This is a genomic window from Arthrobacter globiformis (genome assembly GCF_030817195.1).
Taxonomy (GTDB): domain Bacteria; phylum Actinomycetota; class Actinomycetes; order Actinomycetales; family Micrococcaceae; genus Arthrobacter; species Arthrobacter globiformis_D.
The window spans coordinates 2207829-2232412 of sequence record NZ_JAUSYZ010000001.1 but is presented as its reverse complement, the minus strand read 5'-3'; the positions used below and the strand labels follow the sequence as shown (position 1 = coordinate 2232412).

The following is a 24584-nucleotide window of genomic DNA, read 5'->3' as shown; positions in this document are numbered from 1 at the left end:
CGTGACCAACGAGATGACAACAACGGTTGAAACTGCCGGCAGCGGCACCATGCCCAGGCTGCACGACGCGTCGGTGCGCGGCTTTGCGTCGGACAACTACTCGGGGGTGCACCCCGAGGTGCTGGCCGCGCTGTCCGCCGCCAACGAGGGGCACCAGGTTTCCTACGGCGAAGACGCCTACACGGCCCGCCTGCAGGAGCTGATGGAAGCGCACTTCGGACCGGGCATCGAGTGCTTCCCGGTCTTCAACGGCACGGGCGCCAACGTACTGTCCCTGCAGTCCCTCCTCCCGCGCTGGGGTGCGGTGGTCTGCGCGTCGACGGCACACATCAACATGGACGAGAACGGCGCCCCGGAGCGCGTGGGCGGCATGAAGCTGCTGCAGGTGCACACCCCGGACGGCAAACTCACGCCGGAGCTCATCGACCGCGAAGCATGGGGCTGGGGCGACGAGCACCGCGCCCAGCCGCTGGCGGTGTCCATCACCCAGACCACCGAACTCGGCACCTGCTACACGGCGGATGAAGTCAGGGCGATCGCCGAGCACGTCCACGCCAGGGGCATGAAGCTGCACATGGACGGGGCGCGGCTGGCCAACGCCGCGGCGCACCTGGGCCTTCCCCTCCGGGCTTTCACGCGCGACGCCGGCGTAGACATCCTGTCCTTCGGCGGAACCAAGAACGGGCTGCTGTTCGGCGAGGTGGTGGTGGCCCTGAACCCCGACGCCGCCCAGGGGCTGCTTTTCCTGCGCAAGATGAACATGCAGCTGGCCTCCAAGATGCGGTTCATGTCCGCGCAGTTCATCGCCCTGCTCGAAGGTGACCTGTGGCTTCGTTCGGCCGCCCACGCCAACGCCATGGCGGCGAGGCTGCGGACGGCGGTGGAGGACATTGACGGTGTGGAACCCACGCAGAAGACCGAATCCAACGGCGTGTTTGCGGTCCTGCCTGAAGGGGTGGCGGACCGGCTCCGGGAGTCCTTCCGCTTTTACGACTGGAACGAGGCCACCCGGGAGGTCCGCTGGATGTGCTCCTTCGACACGAGCGAGGAGGACGTCGATGCGTTCGTGGCGGCCATCAGGGCCGAACTCGCCCGGCACGGGTCCTCACCGGCGGCAGGGCAGTAACATGCGCAGGATTGCGTGAGCAGGCGGCGAGCCTGCCGGATGCGGCGGTTTCCAATGCGTACCCTGCCATTGTGAACGCACTTGCCCAGGTTCCCGCGAATTTCCTGTATGCGCTGGGGACGCTCCGGAAAGCACGCTGCCGCAGCGAACTGCGCCTCGACGAGATCCCGGCGCCCGCCCGGCTGGCGCCGTTTGCCGTCGCCCTCGGCGCCGAGGTCATAGTTCCCAGCGGCGGCAAGGACCGGTCTCCCGTCCACGGGCCAGCGGCGATGGGGCTGGCCCGGTCGGCCGCCGCCGGAGCCTCCGCCGGGGACGACGCCGACGACGGCGAGGAGCTCGCCACCGGGCGCTTCATCCTGCTGCATGACCCCGACGGCTCGGCCGTGTGGGGCGGCGAGTTCCGGATCGTCACTTACATCCGGGCACAGCTCGACGCCGAAATGGGCAACGATGAGATGCTCGGCTCGGTGGCCTGGACATGGCTCGTGGAGGCACTCGAAACCCACAATGCCCCGTACAGCGCGGCCGGCGGGACAGCCACCCGGGTGCTGTCCGAAAGCTTCGGAACGCTGGCGGACCGGCCCGCATCGATCGACATTGAACTCCGTGCCTCGTGGACTCCGGCCAGCGCCGACGTCCAGGCCCATCTTGAGGCGTGGTCGGACATGGTGTGCACCTTCGCCGGCCTTCCGCCGTTGCCCGACGGCGTCGCCGCGCTCCCCCGCAGACGCCGCACCTAGGGACTGCGCTACCCAAACCGGTGGAGTAATAATTCTCCGGTAATTACGGCATGATTCTTTTGCCTAATCGCCTTGGCCGTGTAAAGTCCCGTGCTTAGGTGAGCCTAAGACGGGCTCCCCCGGCAGAAGGTGCTTTACATGACAGCCAACTTCCTCATCGGCCTCCGGGAGGGCCTCGAGGCGACCCTCATCGTCGTCCTGCTGATGGCCTACCTGACCAAGAGCGGCCGCCGTGCGCTGCTCCCCCGGTTGTGGGCGGGCGTGGGAATCGCTGTTGCCGTGTCCGTCGGATTCGGCGCCCTGCTGACCTTCGGCCCGCGGGGACTGACCTTCGAAGCGCAGGAAGCCATCGGCGGGGGCCTGTCCATCGTCGCCGTTGGACTGGTCACCTGGATGGTCTTTTGGATGGCGCGCACCGCCCGCACGCTCGGCAGCGAGCTGCGCTCCCGGGTCGATGACATGGCCGACGGCGCCGCCTGGGGCCTGGTGCTTGTCGCGGCTCTGGCCGTCGGGCGGGAAGGCCTGGAGACGGCCCTGTTCCTGTGGGCCGCAGCCCAGGCAAGCGGCGAATCCGGAACCCCCCTGTTCGGCGCCCTGCTGGGCCTCGCGGTGGCAGCCGGGCTCGGGTATTTGCTGCACCGCGGCGTCCTGAAGGTCAATCTGTCCCGCTTCTTCACCTGGACGGGCGTGGCCCTGGTGGTCATCGCCGGCGGCGTCCTCGCCTACGGCGTCCACGACCTGCAGGAGGCCGGCATCCTGCCGGGGCTGCACAGCCTGGCCTTCGACGTCTCAGCCGCCGTCCCGCCGTCGTCCTGGTACGGCACCCTGCTGAAGGGGACCCTGAACTTCTCCCCCGCCACGACGTGGCTGGAAGCAGCCGCCTGGGTCCTCTACGTAATCCCCGTCATGTTCTTCTACCTGCGGGCCAACTTCCGCCCGAAGCTCCGGCCGGCGGAAGCTCCTGCCGCAGCTGTCGCCGTCGCCTCCTGACCGGCAGCGCCTGCCACCACCCCAACCAAACCCCGCTGCATCCCCAACACCCCGCATCCCCAACACCCCCAAGGAATCCCCATGCCAGGCCTGACCTCGCCCAAAATCCGCCGGACTGCCGGTGCCCGCCTCGCCGTCGTGGCAGCCACCGCAGTCCTCCCGCTGGCACTCGCATCCTGCACCGACAACGCCAACGCCAACGCATCCGGCACCACCGACGGGCCCATCCAGGTGACCAGCACCGCTGCCGAGTGCAAGGTCTCCGCCACGGAGGCCCCGAGCGGGAACCTGACCTTTGCCGTGAAGAACGACGGCACCGAAGTCACCGAGTTCTACGTGCTCGCCGAAGACGGCCTGCGGATCGTCGCCGAAGTGGAGAACATCGGCCCGGGAATCACCCGCAACCTGGTGCTCACCGCGCCGGCAGGCAAATACATCACTGCCTGCAAGCCGGGGATGAAGGGTGACGGCATCCGCGCGGACTTCACCGTCAAGGACTCGGGCAAGCAGGCCACCGTTGACGCCGACCTCCAGAAGCTCGTGGACACCGGCGTCACCCAGTACACGGCCTACGTCAAGGACCAAACCGAACAGCTGGTGGCCGGAACCAAGGAATTCGCCGCAGCCTACGCCGCCGGTGACGCAGCCAAGGCCAAGAGCCTCTATGCCGCCACCCGCATGCACTGGGAACGGATCGAGCCCGTGGCCGAATCCTTCGGGGATCTCGATCCCAAGCTCGATGCCCGTGAGGCGGACCTTGAACCGGGACAGAAGTGGACCGGCTGGCACCGGGCCGAGAAAGACCTCTTCCCGCCAGCCGGATACAAGGCGCTGACCGCCGCTGAGCGCTCGGCAATCGCCAAGCAGCTGGTGGCCGACACGGAGGAACTCAGCACCCGCACCCGTACCGTAGAGCTCAGCGCGGACAAGCTGGGCAACGGCGCCAAGGAACTCCTGGATGAAGTGGCCCGCGGCAAGGTCACCGGCGAGGAGGAAATCTGGTCGCACACCGATCTCTGGGATTTCCAGGCCAACGTGGACGGCGCCCGGATTGCGTTTGAGAACCTCAAGCCCGCCCTGCAGCAGAAGGACGCCGCGCTGGCCACTGACCTCGACGCCAAATTCAGCGCCCTCCAGGCTGAACTGAAGAAGCACGCCAAGGGCGACGGCTTTGCCTACTACAACGAGCTGAGCAAGGACGAGGTCCAGCAGCTCAGCGCCCTGGTCGATTCCCTCGGTGAGCCGCTGTCCAAGCTCACCGCGGCTGTAGTTCTGTGAGCGGCTGCCCCTTCGGCGGCGACCAGCAGACGCCTGCCGGCACGCACTCCGACGCTTCCGCAGCGCCGGCGGAGACGTCCGACGGCGCTAACCGCAGGCTGTCCCGGCGAGGACTTCTGGGACTGGCCGGCGTGGGCGGCGCGGGAGCGGTGGCGGGAATCGCCGCCGGCCTGCTCGGCCACGACGCCCTGGCGGCCGCCGCAGCGCCCCCGGCTGCCAACGATTCCGTCATCCCCTTTTTCGGTGACCGGCAGGCGGGGATCACCACCGCTGCTCAGGACCGCCTCCACATGGCAGCCTTCGACGTCACCACCGAAAACCGCACGGCGCTCATCGAACTCCTTAAGGACTGGACCGCCGCCGCAGAGGCCATGACCGCCGGCCGGACCACCGGGAGCACCGGCGCCGTCGACGGCCCGTACGACGCCCCGCCGGAGGACACCGGCGAGGCGCTGGACCTCGAGGCCGGCCGGCTCACCATCACGTTTGGCTTTGGTGCCTCCCTGTTCGAAAAGGACGGCAAGGCCCGCTTTGGCCTCGACGGAAAGCGGCCCGATGCCCTGATCGATCTGCCGCACTTCCCCGGCGACGCGCTGGAGCCGGCCCGCACCGGCGGCGACATCGTGGTGCAGGCGTGCGCCGACGATCCCCAGGTGGCGGTGCACGCCATCCGAAACCTGGCCCGCATCGGCTTCGGCAAGGCCCGCGTCCGCTGGTCCCAGCTGGGCTTCGGCCGCACGTCGTCGACGTCGCGCGCGCAGACGACCGCACGCAACCTCTTCGGCTTCAAGGACGGGACCAACAACCTCAAGGCCGAGGACACCGCCCTGCTCGACGAGCACGTGTGGGCCGGCGCCGGATCCCGTGCAGGCGAAGCCTGGATGGAGGGCGGGAGCTACCTGGTGTCGCGCCGCATCCGGATGCACATCGAGATCTGGGACCGCACCTCGCTCCGCGAACAGGAAGGCCTGATAGGCCGGACCAAGGGAGAAGGCGCACCGCTGTCCGGCGGCAAGGAGTTCACCGCCCCTGACTTCTCTATCAAGGGCAACGACGGCGAGCCGCTCATTGCCATGGACGCGCACGTGCGGCTGGCCCACGCGGACCAGAACGACGGCGTGCGGATGCTCCGCCGCGGCTACAACTACACCGATGGTTCGGACGGGCTGGGCCACCTCGACGCCGGGCTGTTCTTCATTGCCTTCGTCAAGGACCCGCGGACGCACTACGTGCCGATGCAGATGACCATGGCCAAGGAGGACGTCCTCGCCCTGGAGTACCTCAAGCACACAGGGTCCGGCCTCTTCGCCGTGCCGCCGGGCGTCAAGCAGGGCGGCTTCATCGGGGAAGGCCTCTTCACCTGAGCTGTGTTTGCCCGGGCTGTGTCGCCTGGACTGTGTTTGCCGGGCTGTGGTTGTCCGGAAACAGTTTCGTCCATGCAGAGTGCCATGAGCACCGCGCCGCCGTCGGTTCCGACGGCGGCGCGTGCCGTCCCCGGACCGTCCTTGCGCCTGCTGCCGGTAAACTAGGGTCATCATGACCCCTCAAATTCCGGATAACACCACAGCCGGCGCTCCGGCTGATGAAACCACACCCCACATAACGGTGGAAGGCTTTGACAGCCGGGTCCCCGTTGTCATCGATCTCGATTCCCCCCGCGACGGCGTGCCTCTGGTCATCGAAACCCAGTCCGGGCTGGAACGTTGCGCTGCCGCGATCGCCGCCGGCACGGGCCCGGCCGGCGTTGACGCGGAGCGCGCCTCGGGCTTCCGCTACGGGCAGCGCGCCTTCCTCGTCCAGATCCGTCGGGAAGGTTCGGGAACCTGGCTGATCGACCCCGAGCCGTTCGGGGACCTGCGGATCATCAACGACGCCCTGCGCGGCGTCGAATGGATCCTGCACGCCGCCAGCCAGGACCTGCCCTGCCTGTCGGAACTGGGCATGTGGCCGGACAAACTTTTCGACACCGAACTGGCAGCCCGCCTGGCAGGCCTTCCCCGCGTCGGCCTTGCAGCCGTGATCGAGCAGCTCCTCGGCTTCGGCCTCGCCAAGGAGCACTCGGCGGCTGACTGGTCCACCCGCCCCCTGCCGGAACCCTGGCTCCGGTACGCAGCGCTCGACGTCGAAGTTCTGACGGAACTGCGCGAGGAGCTCATCGAACTGCTCGAAGCCGACGGAAAACTCGAATACGCCGAGCAGGAGTTCGCAGCGATCCTGTCCGCAGGGCTCGCAGCGCCCAGAGTGGACCCCTGGCGCAAGACGTCCGGGCTCCACCAGATCAGGGACCGCCGCCAGCTGGCCGCGGTGCGGGAGCTGTGGCTGGAACGCGATACCCTGGCCCAGAAGCGCGACGTCGCCCCCGGCCGGCTCATTCCCGACTCTGCCCTCGTCGCCGCCGCGAAGGCGATGCCCACGACCGTACCGCAACTGCTCGGCACCAAGGGGTTCCACGGCAGGGCAGCCCAGCGGGAGGCCCCGCGCTGGCTGCGGTGCATCGCAGCGGCCCGGACACTCGAAGACCTTCCGCCGCTCCACTTGCCCACGAACGCCCCGCCGCCGCCGCGGGTCTGGGCGGACCGCGACCTTGCCGCGGCCGAACGGCTGCAGACCGCCAGGCCGCTGCTGCAGGAAAAGGCGGACGAGCTCAAGCTGCCGCTCGAAAACCTGCTGACCCCGGACTACCTCCGCCGCGTCGCGTGGCGGCCACCGGCGGACGTCAGCGAAGCCGCCATCGCCGGCGAACTGCGCGAGCTGGGTGCCCGGCCATGGCAGGTAGGGCTGGTAGCGCCGCTGATCACCTCGGCATTCCTCAACCCCCAGCCGCTTCCGCCCAAGGAAGCCAGGGAGACAAAGGAAACCCCCGCGTAGGCTTGGCGCCAGAGGCAGGCACCGCGACGGTTGCAGCACATGTTACTCACGAGTAACGTGGGGTTCGCCGATGCCCGGTCCCGGCCGGTCCCGCCGTCCCGGTACGGACCGCATGCCCGTCTCAATGAGGAGCCACAGAATGAGCGCCGCAGATTTCCGCAAGCTTGCCGATCTCTTCCCTGATGAGATGGTCACCCATTCCTCCGTGCAGGACATTCAACTCCCGGCAGCCGACGGCCAGGCCAGCCCGGGCATCCTTGCCCTGATTACCTTGGACAACGGTCTTGGCCCTTCCAAGCCGACCACGCTTGGCCCCAATACCCTTGTTGAACTGGGATCCGTCCTCGAAGGCTTGCGCGAGCGGGCGGCCGCAGGCGAGATTGCGGCGGTGGGCGTGACGGGCAAGCCGGACTGCTTTGTAGCCGGTGCCGACCTCTCCGCGGTCACCTCCCTGCAGGAGCGGGAGCACGGCCTCTGGATGGCGCAGCTCGGGCATGAGGTCTACGCCACGCTAGCCAACCTGGCCGTTCCCAGCTTCGCCTTCATCAACGGCGTGGCCCTTGGCGGCGGACTGGAGATCGCCCTGCAGTCCACCTACCGCACGGTGTCCACCGGCGCCGGGGCGCTGGCACTTCCCGAGGCCTTCCTGGGGCTGGTGCCCGGATGGGGCGGCGTTTACCTGCTGCCGCGGCTGATCGGGCCGGAGAATGCGGTGAAGGTGATGATCGAGAACCCGCTGAACAACAACCGGACACTGTCCGGCCCGGAAGCCTTCAAACTCGGCATCGCGGATGCGCTGTTCGCACCGGAGAATTTCCTTGAGCAGTCCGTTGCCTGGGCCGCTGGCATTATTTCGGGCGCAGCACCGGAACGGCCCGCCGCCGTCGATCCTGCCGACCCGGCCGTTGCCGCGCGCTGGGCGGACGCCGTGGCTGCGGGCCGTGCCTACGTCGAAACGAAGACGTCCAATGCCTCCCCCGCGCCGGCCGAGGTGCTGAACATCATGGCAGCGAACCGCACCCTGACCCAGGCCGAGTCTGCCGCACTCGAATGCGAGACGCTGGCAGGCCTCATGCAGACCGACGAGTTCCGTGCCACCGTCTATGCCTTCCTTGATCTCGTGCAGAAACGGGCCAAGCGGCCCGCCGGCGCCCCCGGCCGCGAGCTCGCCCGGCCCGTCACGAAGATCGGCGTGGTGGGCGCCGGCCTGATGGCCAGCCAGCTCGCCCTGCTGTTCGCGCGCCAGCTCGGGGTTCCCGTGGTCCTGACCGACATCGACCAGGAGCGGGTGGACAAGGGAGTCGGCTATGTCCACAACGAGGTGGACAAGCTGGTGGCGAAGGGCCGGCTGGCCACCGACGTTGCCACGAAGGCCAAGGCGCTCGTAACAGGGTCAGTTTCCAAGGAGCCGTTCGCAGACGCCGACTTCGTCATCGAGGCGGTGTTCGAGGAACTGAGCGTCAAGAAGCAGGTGTTCGCCGAGCTTGAAGCCGTCGTCTCGCCGGAGTGCATCCTCGCCACCAACACCTCCTCGCTGTCCGTGACGGCCATGGCCGCGGGCCTGCAGCACCCCGGGCGCCTGGTGGGCTTCCATTTCTTCAATCCCGTAGCCGTCATGCCGCTGCTGGAAATCGTCCGGGCACCGAAGACCGACGACGCCGTGCTCGCCACGGCTTTCGAACTCGCCCGGGGCCTGAAAAAGACGGCCGTGCTGGTCAAAGACGCCCCGGCGTTCGTGGTGAACCGGATCCTGCTGCGGCTCATGGGCGAAGTCACTGCCGCCTTCGACGAGGGCACGCCCGCCAAGGTTGCGGATGCCGCGCTGCGCCCCATGGGACTTCCCATGACGCCGTTCACACTCCTCGCCATGGTGGGACTGCCGGTGGCCCAGCATGTGCAGGAATCCCTGCATGCGGTCTTCGGCGACCGGTTCCCGCTCTCGCAGAACCTGCAGAAACTGGTCGACAACAACGTCAGGTCCCTGTGGTCCGCGACGCCGGACGGTACGCAGGAGATACCCGCGGCCACCGCGGCCCTGATGTCCTTTGGCAGCACACCGTCAACCGCAGAGGAAGTGCTGCGCCGGACCCAGGACGCCTTGGCCGAGGAGATCGGGCTGATGCTCGAAGAGGGCGTGGTGGCAGCGCCCCAGGACATCGACCTGTGCATGATCCTGGGTGCCGGCTGGCCGATGTTCCTGGGCGGGATCACCCCGTACCTCGACAGGGTGGGGGCCTCGGAGCGCGTCAACGGCAGGCGGTTCCTGCCCCCGGGCGTGGCATCCCGCTCCTAATGCAGCTCGAACGGACACTTGGGCCCCGGCAACAGGGGCCTCAAGTGTACGTTCGCGCTTAGTGCGGCCGGAGCCGGCCGCCGTCGAGCCTGAGCAGCCGGTGTGCGTGGGCCCTCGCGAACCCAAGGTCGTGCGTCACCATCACGACGGCGGCGCCGCGCCCGGCTGCCGCTGAGACGGCGGCCGTGAGCCGCTCCAGGCCATGGGCGTCGAGGGCCACGGTGGGTTCATCAAGCGCGAGCGCCGACGGGTCGCGCGCCAGGACTGTGGCAAGGGCCAGTAGCCGCTGGCCTGAGGCCGGCAGCTCATGGGGGTGGGCGTTTTCGCTGGCTTCAAGGCCGACAGCGGCGAGGGCTGCCCTTGCCCGTTCCGGCGCCCCGGCAGCGAAAAGGCGGTCCAGCCCAAACAGCACCTCCCGCAGCGCAGTCCGCTCGAACAGCTGGTCATGAGGGTGCTGGAACAGGAGCCCCAGCCGGCGGGCCACCAGACCCGTAGGAACCCCGGCAATGGACTCGCCGGCCACCCGGACATCACCGCGAAGCGGCCGGTACAGGCCGTTGAGGAGCCGGAGCAGTGTGGACTTGCCGGCGCCGTTGGGCCCGGTCACGGCCACGACTTCCCCGGGCATCACCTGCATGTCCACATCCTCCAGGAGCATGTAGTCCTCCAACGGCACGCTGCCGGGCTGTCCCCCGAACCCGAAGGCGACATTCGCCAGCTCCAAAGCCGCAGGGGTCTCGGCAGCAGCCGCCACCACGGGACACGACAACACCGCAGGCGGCGCAGGCGTCGGCCCGGACTCCGCGTCCGGCTCCGGTTCCCGGTTCGAGACGACGACGCCGGACTCGGCCAGCGCCTCACCCTGCAGGATCCGGCCCGGCGGCCCCGCCGCCGTCACCTCCCCGTCCTTCAGTACCAGCCAGCGCTCCGCGGCGCGGGTCAGCACGTCGGCGTGCTGGCTGAGCACCACAATGGCGGTACCCAGGGCCAGCTCGGCATGGACCAGCTCCATCACGGTCCGGATCCCGGCCTGGTCCAGGGACTCGAGCGGCTCGTCGAGGACCAGGATGCCAGGACCGTCCACCACGGCGCAGCCGACAGCCAGGCGCCGCAGCTCGCCGCCGGACAGAGTTGCGGGATCCCGGTGCAGGAGCCCCCCGAGTCCCGTCCCGCGGGCGATGCCGGCGACGGTGCGCTCCATCTCTGCGCGCGGAACTCCGCGGTTTTCCAGGCTGAAGGCGAGCTCCTCCTCCACGGTTCCGCGAACCGCCGACAGCATGGACGCTGCGTCCTGCGGCACGTAGCCGACGTGCCGTGCCCACGCCCCGGGATCGATCCGCGGGTCATCCGGCGCTCCGGTAAAGGAGAGCGGACGGCTGCTGACGGGATCCCCGGCCACGTCCAGCTGCAGGCTCCCGGTCAGCGTTCCGTCCCGACCGCCAAGGAGCCAGGCAGCCAGGAGCCGTCCCAGGGTGGATTTTCCGCTGCCGGATCCGCCAAGCACGGCCGTCAGGGTGCCTGGCGCGGCCGCCATCTCCACGCCAAGCAGCGCGGGGCTGGCATCGCCGTGGTACGAAAATGAGCCAATGGAGGCCAGCAGCGTGGTTGCGGCAGTCCTGTCCGCGATCATCCGGGGCCACCCCCTGAAAGGGACAATGCAGCCAGTGACCCGGCCGAAAGCGACTCGACGATGCGCCAGCCCACGGCCGCCAGCGCAAGCACTATAGCCACGATGCGGAAGGCAACTTGCACGGCTGAATCGCGGACCTCCGTGTAGCTGGTCCGCGGACCGGCGCTCCTGAACCCCCTGGCGTCCAGGGCCTGTGCCCTGATGCCGGCGTCGTGAACCAGGCCCAGCACCAGCGGGACCATCTGCAGCCGGATGGCCGCAGCCCGGCTACCAATCCCCGGGCCCACCACAAGCCCGCGCGACTCCTGCGCCTGGCGGACCTTCTCCAGCCGCGCGGCGACCAGCGGGGCAAGCAGCAGCGTGGACGCCAGGACGTATCCGACCTGCGGCGGGACACGGCGGGCAGTCAGGGCGGCAACCAGCTCCGGGACCCTGACACTGAAGGAAAACACCATCAGCACCAGGACGAAGGCGGCGGTGCGGAGACCCATCTCCAGGGCGAAGGACAACCCCTCGGCAGTGACACGGGCGGGGCCCCAGCTGGCCAGGACGCTGCGCCCCTCCGGGAAGAAAAGGCCGTGGATCACCAGCAGCGACAGCCAGAACGGCACAATGATGGCGGCCGAGGCCACGAGGACACGCCGCACGGTGCCTGCGGCGACGGCAAGCAGGACTGCGCCGATTGCCACGGTGAGGGATACCGCCCAACTGGCGGCCGCCGTCGTAATAACGAGGACGGTGACGGCGGCCGTCAGCGTGGTCAGCGGGTTGAGGCGCGGGAACACCTGGCCGGCGGACCCGGAGTCAGGAATTCCGCGCGGCCGGCTCCCTGCCGGCCAGGACGCGGAAGCGGCGGACGAACGGGAACTGGAACGTGGTGCGCCGCGGCAGGGCGTAGACCAGCATGGCCGCGATGGCGAAGACGATGGCCTTGTCCATGGGATCGGAGATCAGGGCCTGCTTGGTGATGGCGGCCAGCAAGGTGTCGCCCATGGCCCGGAAGGCGCTGACGATCGCGCCGGTGCCCGCCCCTGAGGTGCCGCCGAAGACGAAAGCGGCAATCGGTGCGGACACGACGCCGGCGATGATGCCCGTGACGAAGCCGGCAACCGGGGCCAGGTAGAAACGGCGGAACAGCCCGTACCGTGCCGCCACGCCGGCCAGGAAGCCGATCAGCGCGGCGCCCGCTGCGAAGGGCAGGACCGTCGGGTTGAAGAACGACCACACGATGCTGCTCAGGGCACCGGTGGCGGCCCCGGCCGCAGGTCCAGCCAACACGGCGATGAGTACGGTGCCGATGGAGTCGAGGTAGAACGGCAGTCCGCTGGTGCCCATGAGCTGTCCCAGCACGATGTTCAGGACCAGGGCCACGGGGATGAGCACCACGGTGGACGTGGGCAGGGTGGGGAGCACGCCCACGATCAGCAGCAGGGCGCCGAGGAGGAAGCCACCGAGCGCGACGAGGGAGGAAACGCTGCCGAGCCCGCCCGCAATGTCGGCAGGCTGGGTGAGGACCAGGAAGACGAACGTGGCGGCGATGGCCGCGGCGCCGAACAGTTCGAGGAGCCTCCGGCGGCGGACAGCTTTCCGGTCCGTGGGAGGAAGGGTCAGGGACGGCTGTGACATGGTGGATCCTTAGGCTGAAAACGGCGGGTCCCGCACCCGTGGCGTGATCTTCCACGTGCGCGGAAGCAGGCGCCTATGTCACCTTGGCGCGGCTACCATCCTACCGACCCGCGGGCACGGCGTGCTACGGCCGTTTCCCCACGGCGGCGGCCAGGGCGCCCACCGAGGAGATCAGTTCGTCGAAGCACTGCGCGGGGTCATTCGAGGTGACGATCCGTGCATTGGACGGCTCCTTCCAGATGCCCCTGAAGTCGGCGACAGTGGTCCCGACGAGGCGGGGCGCCTCCGTTTCCACGTGCACGGTGGCCGGCCGGGTGCCGTAGGGCGTGCGCCCGATGGCCGCAGCGGCGGCGAAGGCGTCATGCATGTGTGCGATGAAGCCCTGGTCGTACAGCCGGTGGAACTCCATGTAGAAGCGGATGGCATCCGAAAGGCACGCCACCAGCGGGTTGCCCGAGCGGCTGCGCTGCCCCTCCGGCTGTTCGGGCAGCACCAGTTCGGGTTCGGCTCCGGCAGCCTCCGCGAGCCGCTGCAGGTGCTCGGGACGCAGCTCGATGCGTTCCGTGGTCTCGAGCGCGCACACCACCGGAAGGTTCTCTTCCGGAAGGCCGCTGTAGGCGGCGAAGACCTCCGCGGCCGCGTGCGGGTCCACGGAAACGTTCCACTCCGCCGTCGGCGTCGTGTTGCCCTGGTAGTTGAAGCAGCCGCCCATGATGACCAGTCCCTTGAGCAGTTTGGGAAGGTCAGGTTCCGCCCGCAGGGCCAGGGCGAAGTTCGTCAGCGGCCCGGTGATGAGCCCGGTGATTTCACCAGGGCGTGCCCGGGCCGCTTCGACCCAGACGTCCACGGCGTGCCGCGGTGAAATCTCCTGCTTCGGCAGCGGGAGCTCGGCATAGCCGATCCCCTGCGGGCCGTGGGTTTCTTCCGTGGTGACCAGCGGAATCTGCAGGGGCACCTCCGCGCCCACGGCAACTTCAATCCCGGCCCGGCCGCAGAGTTCCAGCAATGCGAGGTTGTTCAGTGCCACCTGGCGGGCGCCAACATTGCCCGCCGTGCACGTGATGGCCTCGACCCGGACTTCCGGCCGGGACAGCAGGTACACCAGCGCGAGGGCGTCATCGATCCCGGTGTCAACATCCATGAGGATGGAGGGCATCAGAACAAGGCCACCTTGGGGGTCTGCGGGAAGATGGCATCCAGTTCGTCGAGTTCGGCCCGGTCCGGCACCCAGGCCACCGCCCCGGCGTTCTGCCGGACCTGTTCCGGACGGGTGGCGCCGGCAATCACGCTGCTGACCGAGGGCTGCGCCGCCAGCCAGGAGAAGGCCACCTGCACTTCGGTCAGGTCGCGGGCGGCGGCGAAGGCGCTGAACGCCTTCAGCTGCTGCCAGTCGGCATCATGCACCAGGTTGGTCCGCGTGTGGCTGAGGCGTGATCCTTCCGGTGCCTGGTCCTGCGCGTACTTGCCGGTGAGCAGGCCGTTGGCCAGCGGGAAGTAAGGCAGTACACCCAGGCCGTACGCCTCGGCCGCCGGGGTGACCTCCTGCTCGGCGCGGCGGTCCAGGAGGTTGTAGTGGTTCTGCGCGGAGACAAACCGGGCCCCGCCGCGGGCGCGCGCCACGTATTCGGCCTCCGCGATCTGCCAGCCGGCGCGGTTCGAGTGGCCGATGTAGCGCACCTTGCCAGCGCTGACGAGGTCGTTCAGCGCGTCGAGGGTCTCCTCGATCGGCGTCAGGGGGTCGGGCGTGTGGAACTGGTACAGGTCGATGTAGTCGGTTCCGAGCCGCCGCAGCGAGGCCTCCGCGGCGCGGATGATGTAACGCCGCGAACCGCGGGCGCCGAAGTCCTCGCCGTTGGCTCCGCGCATATCCATGCCGAACTTGGTGGCCACCACAACGTCGCCGCGCCTGGCCCCCAGAGCCTTGCCGAGCATCGTTTCGCTGAGTCCCGGTTCCCGGCCGTAGGTGTCGGCGACGTCGAAGAGCGTCACCCCGGCGTCGAGGGCGGCATGCACGACGGCGTCCGTGCCCTCCTGCGATTCGGTCACCGTGTTTGCCCGGCCCAGGTTGTTGCAGCCGAGGCCCACGACGGAGACGGTCAGTCCGGATTTTCCAAGACGGCGGTATTCAGTCATGGAATCACCCTATAACGGCGCCGGCGGCAGCTTTCGCGGCCGGCCTTTCAGGCCGTCTCTTCGGGGAACCGTCGCTTGGCGGAACCGTCGCTTCGAGGGCGGGCTCAGGCGGAGGCGAAGTCCAGGCCGTGCTCCTCCAGCGCATCCTGGAGCTGGGCCAGGGTCCGCGGACAGATGCCCGGCAGCGCGGCCAGCTGGCGCCGGCCGAACTGTGCCAGCTGTTCAAGGGACTCCACGCCGGAGTGGGCGAGGATTCTGCGGTCGGGCGAGGCGAGGCCCCGCGGAAGCGGCGTGCGTCCCGGCTGGGCTGACTTCTTCGTCATGACGTTCTGCCTTCCTGGTGCTGTGACTGCTGGAACTGCCTTAGAGGGTGAAGCTGGTCACCTGCTTGGGTGAATGCTTGAGCTTGAGGGCCGAGAGGTCGCCGAAAGGGGCGGCTCCAATGCTCAGCTTGGTGAAGTCCAGGTCCTCGCCGCGGATGCAGACCTTGATCGCGTTCACGGCCTTGTTCACGTCCGGGCAGAGGCAGAAGATGTTGAGCTTGGCGTCGCTGAATTCCGAGCGGTCCACAATGCCCAGGCCGCGCCAGGCCAGGTGGCCGGAAAGTGCATCCTTCGCCTTTTCCTCCAGGTAGCGGTCGCGGCTGGTGCCTTCCCTGGTCTTCAGTGCGTACTGGGCCACCACCCAGTACTGCTCCTCATCCGGAATCTCGGCGTAGCCGTCCTCGGTGCAGGCCATCTCGAAGGCGTCCATCAGGCGTTCGGCGGCCTCGGCGTCCGGCACGTCCGTTTCCTGGGTCTTGCTCTGGTGCCCCACGGCGCCGTGGTTCATGACGAACTGGCTGTAGTCCTCGTCATACCAGGCTTCCCGGAACAGCAGGGTCCCTTCGTCGTCGCGCTTGTAGACCCGGATAATTCCGCTCATGCCCGTCCTCTCGTAATCCAAATGGTGTCGGTGCCGTCGAAGGGGGCATCCTGTCCCTTGACGGCAAGGAACAGGGCGTCGCACTCAGCCTGCATGGCGCGCACCAGCGTCTCAGGGTACTCCATGCGGAGCCGGTGTGCGGCGAACTCGTCCTCGTCGTCGACGAACACACCGCGCTGCACGGAGCGGATCACGTCGAGGTCCATGTCGATGACATGGAATTCCGTCACGTCCGGCTTGATCCTGCGCCACTCGTGGCCGGTGGCCAGGTCGACGTAGACGCGGAAGTCGCCCGGGTAGGTGTCGTCGTAGAAGGTGACCACGAACTCCCCGGTCCGCGGGACCAGGAGCACGGCATCGGATGCCGTGTAGAAGGCGGCGCCGGGGCGCGAGCAGAACTCATTGGCCGGCTGGAAAATCCACCAGCCGTGCCGGTCCTCGCCGAGGTACCTGCCGGGAACCACCCAGTGTGCCGAGCCGTCCCATTTGCGGTTCCGGGACACCACCAGTTCGCCTGGCTGAAGGGAAGCGGGCTCCCTCACAGTTTGGGCAGGCTTCCGGTGGTGGGGTGTTCCTGTCCGGGCAGCGGACGGGCGAACGGAACCTTGGTCCCGAGAACCTGGGCGACGACGTCGTGGGTGATCTGCTGGGCGGTAAGGCCCACCCGCTCCAGCACCTGGCTCCGGGTGCCGTGGTCCAGGAATTCGACCGGCAGGCCCACCTCGTTCAAGGCGGTATCCACGCCGGCGGCGCGCATCTCCTGGCGGATCCTGGACCCGACTCCCCCTGCGCGGACGCCGTCCTCGATGCAGATGACGAGGCGGTGCCTGGCGGCCAGGGCGATGATCGACTTCCTGACCGGGAGGACCCAGCGCGGGTCCACGACGGTGGTGCTGATGCCCTGGGCGCCCAGCCGGTTGGCGACGTTCAGGGCCAGCTCGGACATGGCGCCCACGCTGACGATCAGGACATCGTTCTCGGTGGACCCGGCCGGGCGGCGGGACAGCACGTCCACGCCGTCGGACAGCTGCTCGATGGCCTCGACCTCGGCGCCGACGGTGCCCTTGGAATAGCGGATGACAGTGGGGGCGTCCCCAATGGCGACCGCCTCGCGGAGCTCCTCGCGCAGCCTTGTGGCGTCACGTGGCGCGGCCAGGTGCAGCCCGGGAACGATCTGGACCATGGCCATGTCCCACATCCCGTGGTGGCTGGCACCGTCCGGACCGGTGACGCCGGCGCGGTCCAGGACAACTGTCACGCCGGCCTTGTGCAGGGCGACGTCCATCAGCAGCTGGTCGAAGGCGCGGTTGAGGAAGGTGGCGTAGACGGCGACAACAGGGTGCAGCCCGCCGAAAGCCATGCCCGCAGCGGAGGTGAGGGCGTGCTGTTCGGCGATGCCGACGTCGAACACGCGCTCCGGGTAGCGTGCAGCGAACTTGTGCAGCCCGACGGGGATGAGCATGGCGCCGGTGATGCCGACAATGTCCTTGCGCTCATCGGCGATGGCGGCGATTTCATCAGCGAACACCGAGGTCCAGGACTTGGCGCCGCCGGCTTCCGCGGGCTCGCCCGTTTCGGGGTCAATGATCCCGACGGCGTGGAACTGGTCCGCTTCGTGCGCGCGGGCAGGGGCGTACCCGTGGCCCTTCTCCGTCATGGCGTGCACGATGACCGGGCCGGCGAAGTTCCTGGCTGTGGAGAGGGCGTGTTCCATGGCCTGGAGGTTGTGGCCGTCCACCGGGCCGATGTACTTCATGCCGAGGTCCTCGAACATGCCCTGCGGGGCCCACCAGTCCTTGATGCCCTTCTTCATGGCGTGCAGGCTCTTGTAGGTGAACTGGCCGGCGGGGCCGCCGTTCTGAAGTTTTTTCTTCCACCAGTCCAGGGCACGCTCGTAGGCCGGGGCGGCGCGGAGGGAGTCGATGGTGGGGCGCAGCGACGCCAGGTAGTCGGCAAAGCCGCCGACGGTGGGTGCGTAGGAGCGGCCGTTGTCGTTCACGACAATCACGACGCGGCGTTTCTTGTCCGCCGCGATGTTGTTGATGGCTTCCCAGGCCATGCCGCCGGTGAGGGCACCGTCCCCGACGACGGCGACGACGTACCGGTCGCCGTCACCGGTCAGCTGGCGGGCGCGGGAAATGCCGTCGGCCCAGGACAGTGAGGATGAGGCGTGGGAGCTTTCGACGATGTCGTGCTCCGATTCCGCGCGGTCCGGGTAGCCGGACAGGCCGCCCTGCTGGCGGAGGGTGCTGAAATCGTGCCGTCCGGTGAGGAGCTTGTGCACGTACGACTGGTGGCCGGTGTCGAAAACGATGCTGTCGCGGGGCGAATCGAAGATCCGGTGCACCGCCATGGTCAGTTCGACGACGCCGAGGTTGGGACCCAGGTGCCCTCCCGTCTGGGAGACGTTGCCGATCAGGAATTCCCTGATCTCGGCGGCCAGCTGGTCCAGCTGCGCCGCGGACAACTTGCTCAGGTCCTGCGGATTCCGGATGGTCTCCAAGATTCCCAACGGCCCCTCCTTCGGCTGGTAGACATGCCTATTAACTGTAGCGCCTCCGCGCTGGCAGCAATGCAGAAACCCCGGCCGGTCAAGTGACCGGCCGGGGCCTCATCGCACTGCTTGCCGGGGCTGGCCCGGCAAAATCCCGCTAGTTAGCGGAGATCTGGCGCAGGACGTACTGCAGGATGCCGCCGTTGCGGTAGTAGTCCGCTTCACCGGGGGTGTCAATGCGGAGCACTGCGTCGAAGGACTTGGTGGAACCGTCCTCGGCGGTGGCGGTGACCTTGAGGGTCTTGGGCGTGGTGCCTTCGTTCAGGGCGGTGACGCCCTCCACAGCGAAGGTTTCCGTGCCCGTCAGGCCCAGCGTGGCAGCGGATTCGCCGGCGGGGAACTGCAGCGGAAGGACGCCCATGCCGATGAGGTTGGAGCGGTGGATGCGCTCGTAGCTCTCAGCGATGACGGCCTTGACGCCCAGCAGTGCCGTGCCCTTGGCGGCCCAGTCACGGGACGAACCGGAGCCGTACTCCTTGCCGGCCAGGACCACCAGCGGGGTGCCGGCTGCCTGGTAGTTCTGTGCGGCGTCGTAGACGTAGGCCTGCGGGCCGTCAGCCTGGGTGAAGTCGCGGGTGAAGCCACCCTCCACGCCGTCCAGGAGCTGGTTCTTGATGCGGATGTTCGCGAACGTGCCGCGGATCATGACCTCGTGGTTGCCACGGCGCGAGCCGTAGGAGTTGAAGTCCTTGCGCTCCACGCCGTTGGCCAGCAGGTACTGCCCGGCGGGGGTGTCCGACTTGAACGAACCGGCCGGGGAGATGTGGTCGGTCGTGACAGAGTCGCCGAGCTTGAGCAGCACGCGGGCACCGGCGATGTCCTGCACGGGCTCCGGCTGGGCCTTCATGCCCTCGAAGTACGGGGGCTTCCGGACATACGTGGACTTCTCATCCCAGGCGAAGGTGTCGCCGGCGGGGGTGTCGAGCGCCTTCCAGCGGTCGTCGCCCTCGAAGACGCCCTCGTAGCCCTTGGCGAACATCTCCTTGTCGATGGAGGAGTCGATGACTTCCTGTACCTCGACCGGGTTGGGCCAGATGTCTTTCAGGAAGACGTCGTTGCCTGCTTCGTCCTTGCCCAGGGGGTCGGTTTCGAAGTCGAAGTCCATGGAACCGGCCAGGGCGTAGGCGATGACCAGCGGCGGGGAGGCCAGGTAGTTCATCTTGACGTCCGGGTTGATGCGGCCTTCGAAGTTGCGGTTGCCCGAGAGCACGGCGCTGACGGCGAGGTCGTTGGCCTGGATGGCTTCGGAGATCTCGGCTTCCAGCGGACCGGAGTTGCCGATGCAGGTGGCGCAGCCGTAGCCCACGATGTAGAAGCCGAGCTTCTCCAGGTACGGGGTGAGGCCGGACTTCTCGTAGTAGTCGGTGACCACCTTGGAGCCGGGGGCGACGGAGGTCTTGACCCACGGCTTGGCGGTGAGGCCCTTGTTCACGGCGTTGCGGGCCAGCACGGCGGCGGCAAGCATGACCGACGGGTTGGACGTGTTGGTGCACGAGGTGATTGACGCGATGGTCACCGCTCCGTGGTCCAGGTCGAACTCGCGGCCATCCTCCATCTTCACGGCGACGGGGCTGGAATGGCGGCCCTCGGCACCGTGCGCGGCGGAGTACTTGGGCGGAACGCGGTCGCTGTCGGTCACGTGCGTGGCGCCGGTGGTGAAGGAGGGCGGGTCGGAAGCCGGGAAGGATTCCTCCAGCGACTCATCCAGCGAGCCGGCGTCGGCGTCGTGGGTGACGTAGTTCTTGAGGTCGTGGCGGAACTCGTCCTTGGCCTCGGTCAGCTCGATGCGGTCCTGCGGACGCTTCGGGCCGGCGATCGACGGAACCACGGTGGAGAGGTCCAGCTCGAGGTACTCGGAGAACTTGATCTCGCGGGAAGGATCGTGCCAGAGGCCCTGCTCCTTGGCGTAGGCCTCCACCAGGGCCACGTTCTCGTCGGAGCGGCCGGTGAGGCGCAGGTAGTCGAGGGTGACGTCGTCGATCGGGAACATGGCAGCCGTGGAGCCGAACTCCGGGCTCATGTTGCCGATGGTGGCGCGGTTGGCCAGCGGCACCGCGGCAACGCCTTCGCCGTAGAACTCCACGAACTTGCCCACAACGCCGTGCTTGCGCAGCATCTCCGTGATGGTGAGCACCACGTCGGTGGCGGTGGCACCGGCAGGGATGCTGCCGCTGAGCTTGAAGCCGACCACGCGCGGGATGAGCATGGAAACCGGCTGGCCAAGCATGGCCGCCTCGGCTTCGATGCCGCCGACGCCCCAGCCGAGCACACCCAGGCCGTTGACCATGGTGGTGTGCGAGTCGGTACCGACGCAGGTGTCGGGGTATGCGCGCAGGGCGCCGTCCACTTCGCGGGTCATGATGGTGCGGGCCAGGTATTCGATGTTGACCTGGTGCACGATGCCGGTTCCCGGCGGGACGACCTTGAAGTCGTCGAACGCGGTCTGGCCCCAGCGCAGGAACTGGTAGCGCTCACCATTGCGCTGGTATTCGATCTCCATGTTGCGCTCCAGTGCGCCGGAGTTACCGAAAACGTCGATCTGGACGGAGTGGTCAATAACCATCTCGGCCGGAGCAAGCGGGTTCACCCTCTTCGGATCGCCGCCGAGCTCCTTGACTGCCTCGCGCATGGTGGCAAGGTCCACCACGCAGGGGACACCCGTGAAGTCCTGCATGATCACGCGGGCGGGCGTGAACTGGATTTCGGTGTCGGGCTGGGCATTCGGGTCCCATCCTGCCAGGGCGCGAACGTGATCGGCGGTGATGTTCGCGCCGTCCTCGGTCCTTAGCAGGTTTTCAAGCAGTACCTTAAGGCTGAACGGAAGGGTTTCTGAACCTTCAACGGAGTTCAACCGGAAAATTTCGTATTCGGTTCCGGCAACATCAAGTTTGCCTTTTGAACCGAAGCTGTCCACAGTGCTCATCGCAGGACTCCTCTCGCAACAGTTTCATCTTTGTCGCGCGGTTGACCGCTTGCTAGTTAGGACACCCTAATTAGTGCCGGTCGCATCAAACTGCATGGTCAGCCGGGAACACGGGCGCGACAGGGGCTACACGGCCCATAGTAGTGGCATCAGCCGCGGGGCGTCAGCAGCGCGACAGTTTCAAGATGGTGCGTGTGCGGATAGAGGTCGAAGGCCCGCAGCCCGGCCAGCTGCCAGCCGCCCTGCTGGAAGTAACCAATGTCGCGTGCGAACGACGACGGGTCGCAGGAAACGTAGGCGATTGCCCGGGGCTTCGAGTCAATCAGCTGGCTGACCACGGCCTTGCCCGCACCGGCGCGCGGCGGGTCGAGGATGAGGGCGTCGAACTGGCGCTGCCGCTGCCGCAGCACCCGTTCCACCTTGCCCTGCACGATCTCCACCTGCGGTGAACCGTGCAGGTTTTTCCGGGCGTCACGGCTGGTGCCGGGAGCTCCCTCCACCGACAGGACGGACCCGGTCTCCCCCACCGCGTCAGCCAGCGGGGCGGTGAACAGGCCCGCACCGGCGTAGAGGTCCGCCACAGCGGCGCCAGGTTCCAGGAACCCGCCGTCGTGCAGGAATTTGGTGACGGCACCCACCAGGGTTTCCGGTGCATCGCGGTGGATCTGCCAGAACCCCGCACCCGTGACCCGGTAGTCGTGGCCGGCCGCAGATTCCTGCACCCAGGTCCGGCCGCGGAGCTGCAGGGTCTCGTTCTTGAGTGGATCGTAACTGGCCACGGACACGTCCGCGGGAAGCTGGGAGAGGATGGAGTTCAGCCGTTTGGCGCGGGTTCCGGGGGCCGGGGCCAGCAACACGAGCGGCCGCGAGCCGTTGGCGGGCGCGGCCACCTCCACCCGCTCGATGCCCTGAAGGTCCACGTCCCACAGCCGCAGCGCGTTGATCCCGTCGACGGCCAGCGGCATTTCCTGGACGGGAATCACCTGGTCGGAGCGGTGGGCGTGCATGCCGAGCCGGCCGCTCTGGGTGACGCCAAAGCTGGCTCGTGTGCGCCACGCAAGGCCGGCCACGCCGTCGTCCGTTTTTCCGGCGTTTGCTGGTCCGACCGCTTCCACGTCGGGGGAGAGTTCGACGGCGGCCAGCCGCCTAAGCTGTTCACCCAGCACCTCCGATTTGAGGCTCCGTTGGCGCTGCAGCGACACGTGGCCAAGTTCGGCGCCGCCCACCGGCGGACGCCCGTGTGCCCAGGAGCTGGCCGAATCGGCGGTCCGCCAGAAGTGCGGCACCCGGTCCGGCGAAGCATCCAGGACTTCCACGACGTCCGCCCGCCAGAACTTCGCCTTCTCTTCCGCGTCCGTGAGCCGGACCCGCACCCGCTCCCCCGGGATGCCATGGCGGACGAAGACCACGCGGCCCTCGTGGCGGGCCACGCAGTGTCCGCCGTGGGCCACGGGGCCGACGTCGACAACCAGTTCGAGTCCGGTCGAAGTGGTTTGGGTGTCCGGGCTCATTGAATGTCCTGCAGTCTCTTGGCTTCTTCGGATGATTTGAGCTGCCAGGGAACGCTGGCAACCATGACGCCGGGCTCAAAGTGGAGCCGGGTCTTGATGCGGAGGGCTGTCTGGTTGTGCACCAGCTGCTCCCACCATTTACCCACCACGTACTCGGGGATGTACACCACGATCAGGTCCCGGGGTGAGTCCCGGCGCATGTTCTTGATGTAGTCCATGATCGGCGTGACCGTCTCGCGGTAGGGGCTGGCCAGGATGGTCAGCGGCACCGGGATCTCCAGTTTCTCCCAGTCGGCGAGGGTGTGCGCTGTTTCCTCGGCGTTGATGTCCACCGTGATGGCGTCCAGCCGCGACGGCCGGGAGGCACGCGCGTAGGCCAGCGCCCGGAGCACCGGCTTGCGGACATGGGACACCAGCAGCACGGCGTGCACGCGGGTGGGCAGGGCGCGCGGCGACGAATCCTCGTCGACCGCCAGTTCCTTGGCCACGTTGTCGTAGTGGGCCCGGATGCTCCACATGATGAGGAACAGCACGAACATGGCGAGCAGGGCAATCCAGGCGCCCTGCTCAAACTTGGTGATGAGCACGATCACCAGCACCAGCGCGGTCATGCCGAAGCCGATCATGTTGATGGTGCGCGACTTGATCATCCGGCGGCGCACCGCCTTGTCCTTGGCCAGCTTCAGCTCGCGGCCCCAGTGGCGGACCATGCCCAGCTGGCTCGCCGTGAAGGAGATGAAAACACCGACGATATACAGCTGGATGAGCTTGGTCACGTCAGCGTTGAAGGAAAGGATCAGCACCAGCGCCCCGGCGGCCAGGGCAAGCACACCGTTGCTGAAGGCGAGCCTGTCGCCGCGGGTCCGCAGCTGCCGGGGCAGGTAACCGTCCTGGGCGAGGATGGAGCCCAGCACCGGAAAGCCGTTGAAGGCCGTGTTGGAGGCAAACACCAGGATGACGCCCGTGGCCGCGACCACAATGTAGAACGGAATGGACCCGGCACCGAAAATGGTCTGCGCGATCTGGCTGATGGCCGGGTTCTGGATATACCCCTCGGGCAGCGGCTGCCCGTTAAGCAGGAACTCGGTGGCCGGATCCAGCACGATATGCACCTTGGTGGCGTTGGCCAGGTAGATGATCCCTGCCAGCATGGCCGAGGCGATGATCCCGAGCAGCAGCAGCGTGGTGGCCGCGTTCTTGCTCTTGGGCTTCTGGAAGTTCGGCACCCCGTTGCTGATCGCTTCCACACCGGTCAGGGCGGCGGCCCCGGAGGAAAAGGCGCGCAGCAGCAGGAACGCGCCGGCAAGCCCCACGAGGCCCTCGTCGAAGCCGGGTGCGGGGACAATCGTGAACGCAGCCGACGGCGCCTGGCCCAGCTGGCCGGTCACGGCCTGGAAAATGCCGACGAGGGTCATGCCCAGGATGGAGGCCATGAAGATGTACGTCGGCACCGCGAAAACGCTGCCGGCTTCCTTGATCCCGCGCAGGTTGACGAGCGCCAGGACCACCACGCCGATGGTGGCGATCATGGCCTGCTGCCCATGGAGCGAAGGGATGGCAGTGGTGAGGTATGTGGCTGCGGAGGACATGGACACGGCGACGGTCAGGACATAGTCCACCAGCAGGGCAGACGCCACCGTCAGCCCCGCGAACTTGCCCAGGTTTTCATTGGCGATCTCGTAGTCCCCGCCACCGGAAGGGTAGGCGTGGACGTTTTGCCGGTATGACGCCACCACCGTGAGCAGGACCACCATGACGGCGAGGCCCACGAGCGGGGAAATGGTCACCGCGCTCACGCCGGCCAGGGCCAGCGTGAGGAGAATCTCATCGGGGGCATAGGCCACGGAGGACAATGCATCCGAAGCGAAGATTGGCAGCGCGATCCTCTTCGGCAGGAGGGTGTGGGCCATCCTGTCGTTCCGGAAGGGCCTTCCCACCAGCACGCGCTTCACGGCATTCAGAATTGTCAGCACCACACAAAGTTAGTC

19 protein-coding genes are annotated in these 24584 nt (G+C 67.7%); 7 read left to right on the top strand and 12 right to left on the bottom strand.

The window, feature by feature from the left end; genetic code table 11:
- Positions 1-13: 13 nt before the first annotated feature.
- From QF036_RS10040 to QF036_RS10010, 7 genes are all read left to right on the top strand, one after another.
- Positions 14-1126, top strand: a complete 1113-nt coding sequence (locus QF036_RS10040; protein WP_307105880.1) for a threonine aldolase family protein — start codon at positions 14-16, stop codon at positions 1124-1126.
- A gap of 68 nt (positions 1127-1194) precedes the next feature.
- A complete protein-coding gene (locus QF036_RS10035; protein ID WP_307105878.1) occupies positions 1195-1866 on the top strand; it encodes a DUF3000 domain-containing protein in 672 nt (223 codons plus the stop codon).
- A gap of 138 nt (positions 1867-2004) precedes the next feature.
- On the top strand, positions 2005-2856 hold the full coding sequence (gene efeU, locus QF036_RS10030) for an iron uptake transporter permease EfeU (RefSeq protein ID WP_307101426.1): 852 nt from the start codon (positions 2005-2007) through the stop codon (positions 2854-2856).
- An 81-nt stretch (positions 2857-2937) separates the two neighbouring features.
- Entirely contained in the window at positions 2938-4134 is a 1197-nt protein-coding gene (efeO, locus tag QF036_RS10025; RefSeq protein WP_307101424.1) for an iron uptake system protein EfeO, read from the top strand.
- Complete coding sequence (gene efeB / locus QF036_RS10020; RefSeq protein ID WP_307101422.1) at positions 4131-5498, top strand: iron uptake transporter deferrochelatase/peroxidase subunit; 1368 nt, start codon at positions 4131-4133, stop codon at positions 5496-5498. Before efeO ends, efeB begins: the two co-directional genes overlap by 4 nt.
- Before the next feature lie 172 nt (positions 5499-5670).
- Positions 5671-7002: an HRDC domain-containing protein gene (locus QF036_RS10015; protein ID WP_307101420.1), complete on the top strand. Its 1332-nt coding sequence runs from the start codon at positions 5671-5673 to the stop codon at positions 7000-7002.
- A 139-nt stretch (positions 7003-7141) separates the two neighbouring features.
- On the top strand, positions 7142-9295 hold the full coding sequence (locus QF036_RS10010; protein WP_307101418.1) for a 3-hydroxyacyl-CoA dehydrogenase NAD-binding domain-containing protein: 2154 nt from the start codon (positions 7142-7144) through the stop codon (positions 9293-9295).
- Positions 9296-9353: 58 nt separating this feature from the next.
- Here the strand turns inward: QF036_RS10010 and QF036_RS10005 are convergent, their stop codons facing one another.
- The 12 genes from QF036_RS10005 to QF036_RS09950 all read right to left on the bottom strand — a co-directional run bounded on the left by QF036_RS10005 (position 9354) and on the right by QF036_RS09950 (position 24569).
- Positions 9354-10925 (bottom strand): ABC transporter ATP-binding protein, encoded by a 1572-nt coding sequence (locus tag QF036_RS10005; RefSeq protein WP_307101416.1) that lies wholly within the window; start codon positions 10923-10925, stop codon positions 9354-9356.
- Positions 10922-11710, bottom strand: coding sequence for an energy-coupling factor transporter transmembrane component T family protein (locus QF036_RS10000; protein WP_307101414.1), 789 nt, complete (start codon positions 11708-11710; stop codon positions 10922-10924). Before QF036_RS10000 ends, QF036_RS10005 begins: the two co-directional genes overlap by 4 nt.
- A 19-nt stretch (positions 11711-11729) precedes the next feature.
- Positions 11730-12551 carry an ECF transporter S component gene (locus QF036_RS09995; RefSeq protein ID WP_307101412.1) on the bottom strand — a complete coding sequence of 274 codons (822 nt, stop codon included), beginning with the start codon at positions 12549-12551 and terminating at the stop codon, positions 11730-11732.
- Between the two features lie 124 nt (positions 12552-12675).
- A complete protein-coding gene (locus QF036_RS09990; RefSeq protein WP_307101410.1) occupies positions 12676-13707 on the bottom strand; it encodes a nucleoside hydrolase in 1032 nt (343 codons plus the stop codon).
- A complete protein-coding gene (locus QF036_RS09985; protein WP_307101408.1) occupies positions 13707-14684 on the bottom strand; it encodes an aldo/keto reductase in 978 nt (325 codons plus the stop codon). The genes QF036_RS09990 and QF036_RS09985 overlap by 1 nt, the downstream gene beginning before the upstream one ends.
- Before the next feature lie 104 nt (positions 14685-14788).
- Complete coding sequence (locus QF036_RS09980; protein WP_307101406.1) at positions 14789-15007, bottom strand: hypothetical protein; 219 nt, start codon at positions 15005-15007, stop codon at positions 14789-14791.
- Positions 15008-15047: 40 nt separating this feature from the next.
- Entirely contained in the window at positions 15048-15608 is a 561-nt protein-coding gene (locus QF036_RS09975) for a hypothetical protein (RefSeq protein ID WP_307101404.1), read from the bottom strand.
- Positions 15605-16150 carry a DUF402 domain-containing protein gene (locus QF036_RS09970; RefSeq protein WP_307101401.1) on the bottom strand — a complete coding sequence of 182 codons (546 nt, stop codon included), beginning with the start codon at positions 16148-16150 and terminating at the stop codon, positions 15605-15607. Before QF036_RS09970 ends, QF036_RS09975 begins: the two co-directional genes overlap by 4 nt.
- Positions 16147-18120: a 1-deoxy-D-xylulose-5-phosphate synthase gene (dxs, locus tag QF036_RS09965; RefSeq protein WP_307101398.1), complete on the bottom strand. Its 1974-nt coding sequence runs from the start codon at positions 18118-18120 to the stop codon at positions 16147-16149. The genes QF036_RS09970 and dxs overlap by 4 nt, the downstream gene beginning before the upstream one ends.
- A gap of 139 nt (positions 18121-18259) precedes the next feature.
- A complete protein-coding gene (locus QF036_RS09960) occupies positions 18260-21085 on the bottom strand; it encodes an aconitate hydratase (protein ID WP_307101396.1) in 2826 nt (941 codons plus the stop codon).
- A gap of 149 nt (positions 21086-21234) precedes the next feature.
- Positions 21235-22596 carry a class I SAM-dependent RNA methyltransferase gene (locus QF036_RS09955; RefSeq protein WP_307101394.1) on the bottom strand — a complete coding sequence of 454 codons (1362 nt, stop codon included), beginning with the start codon at positions 22594-22596 and terminating at the stop codon, positions 21235-21237.
- Complete coding sequence (locus tag QF036_RS09950) at positions 22593-24569, bottom strand: APC family permease (RefSeq protein ID WP_307101392.1); 1977 nt, start codon at positions 24567-24569, stop codon at positions 22593-22595. Before QF036_RS09950 ends, QF036_RS09955 begins: the two co-directional genes overlap by 4 nt.
- Between the last annotated feature and the right edge of the window lie 15 nt (positions 24570-24584).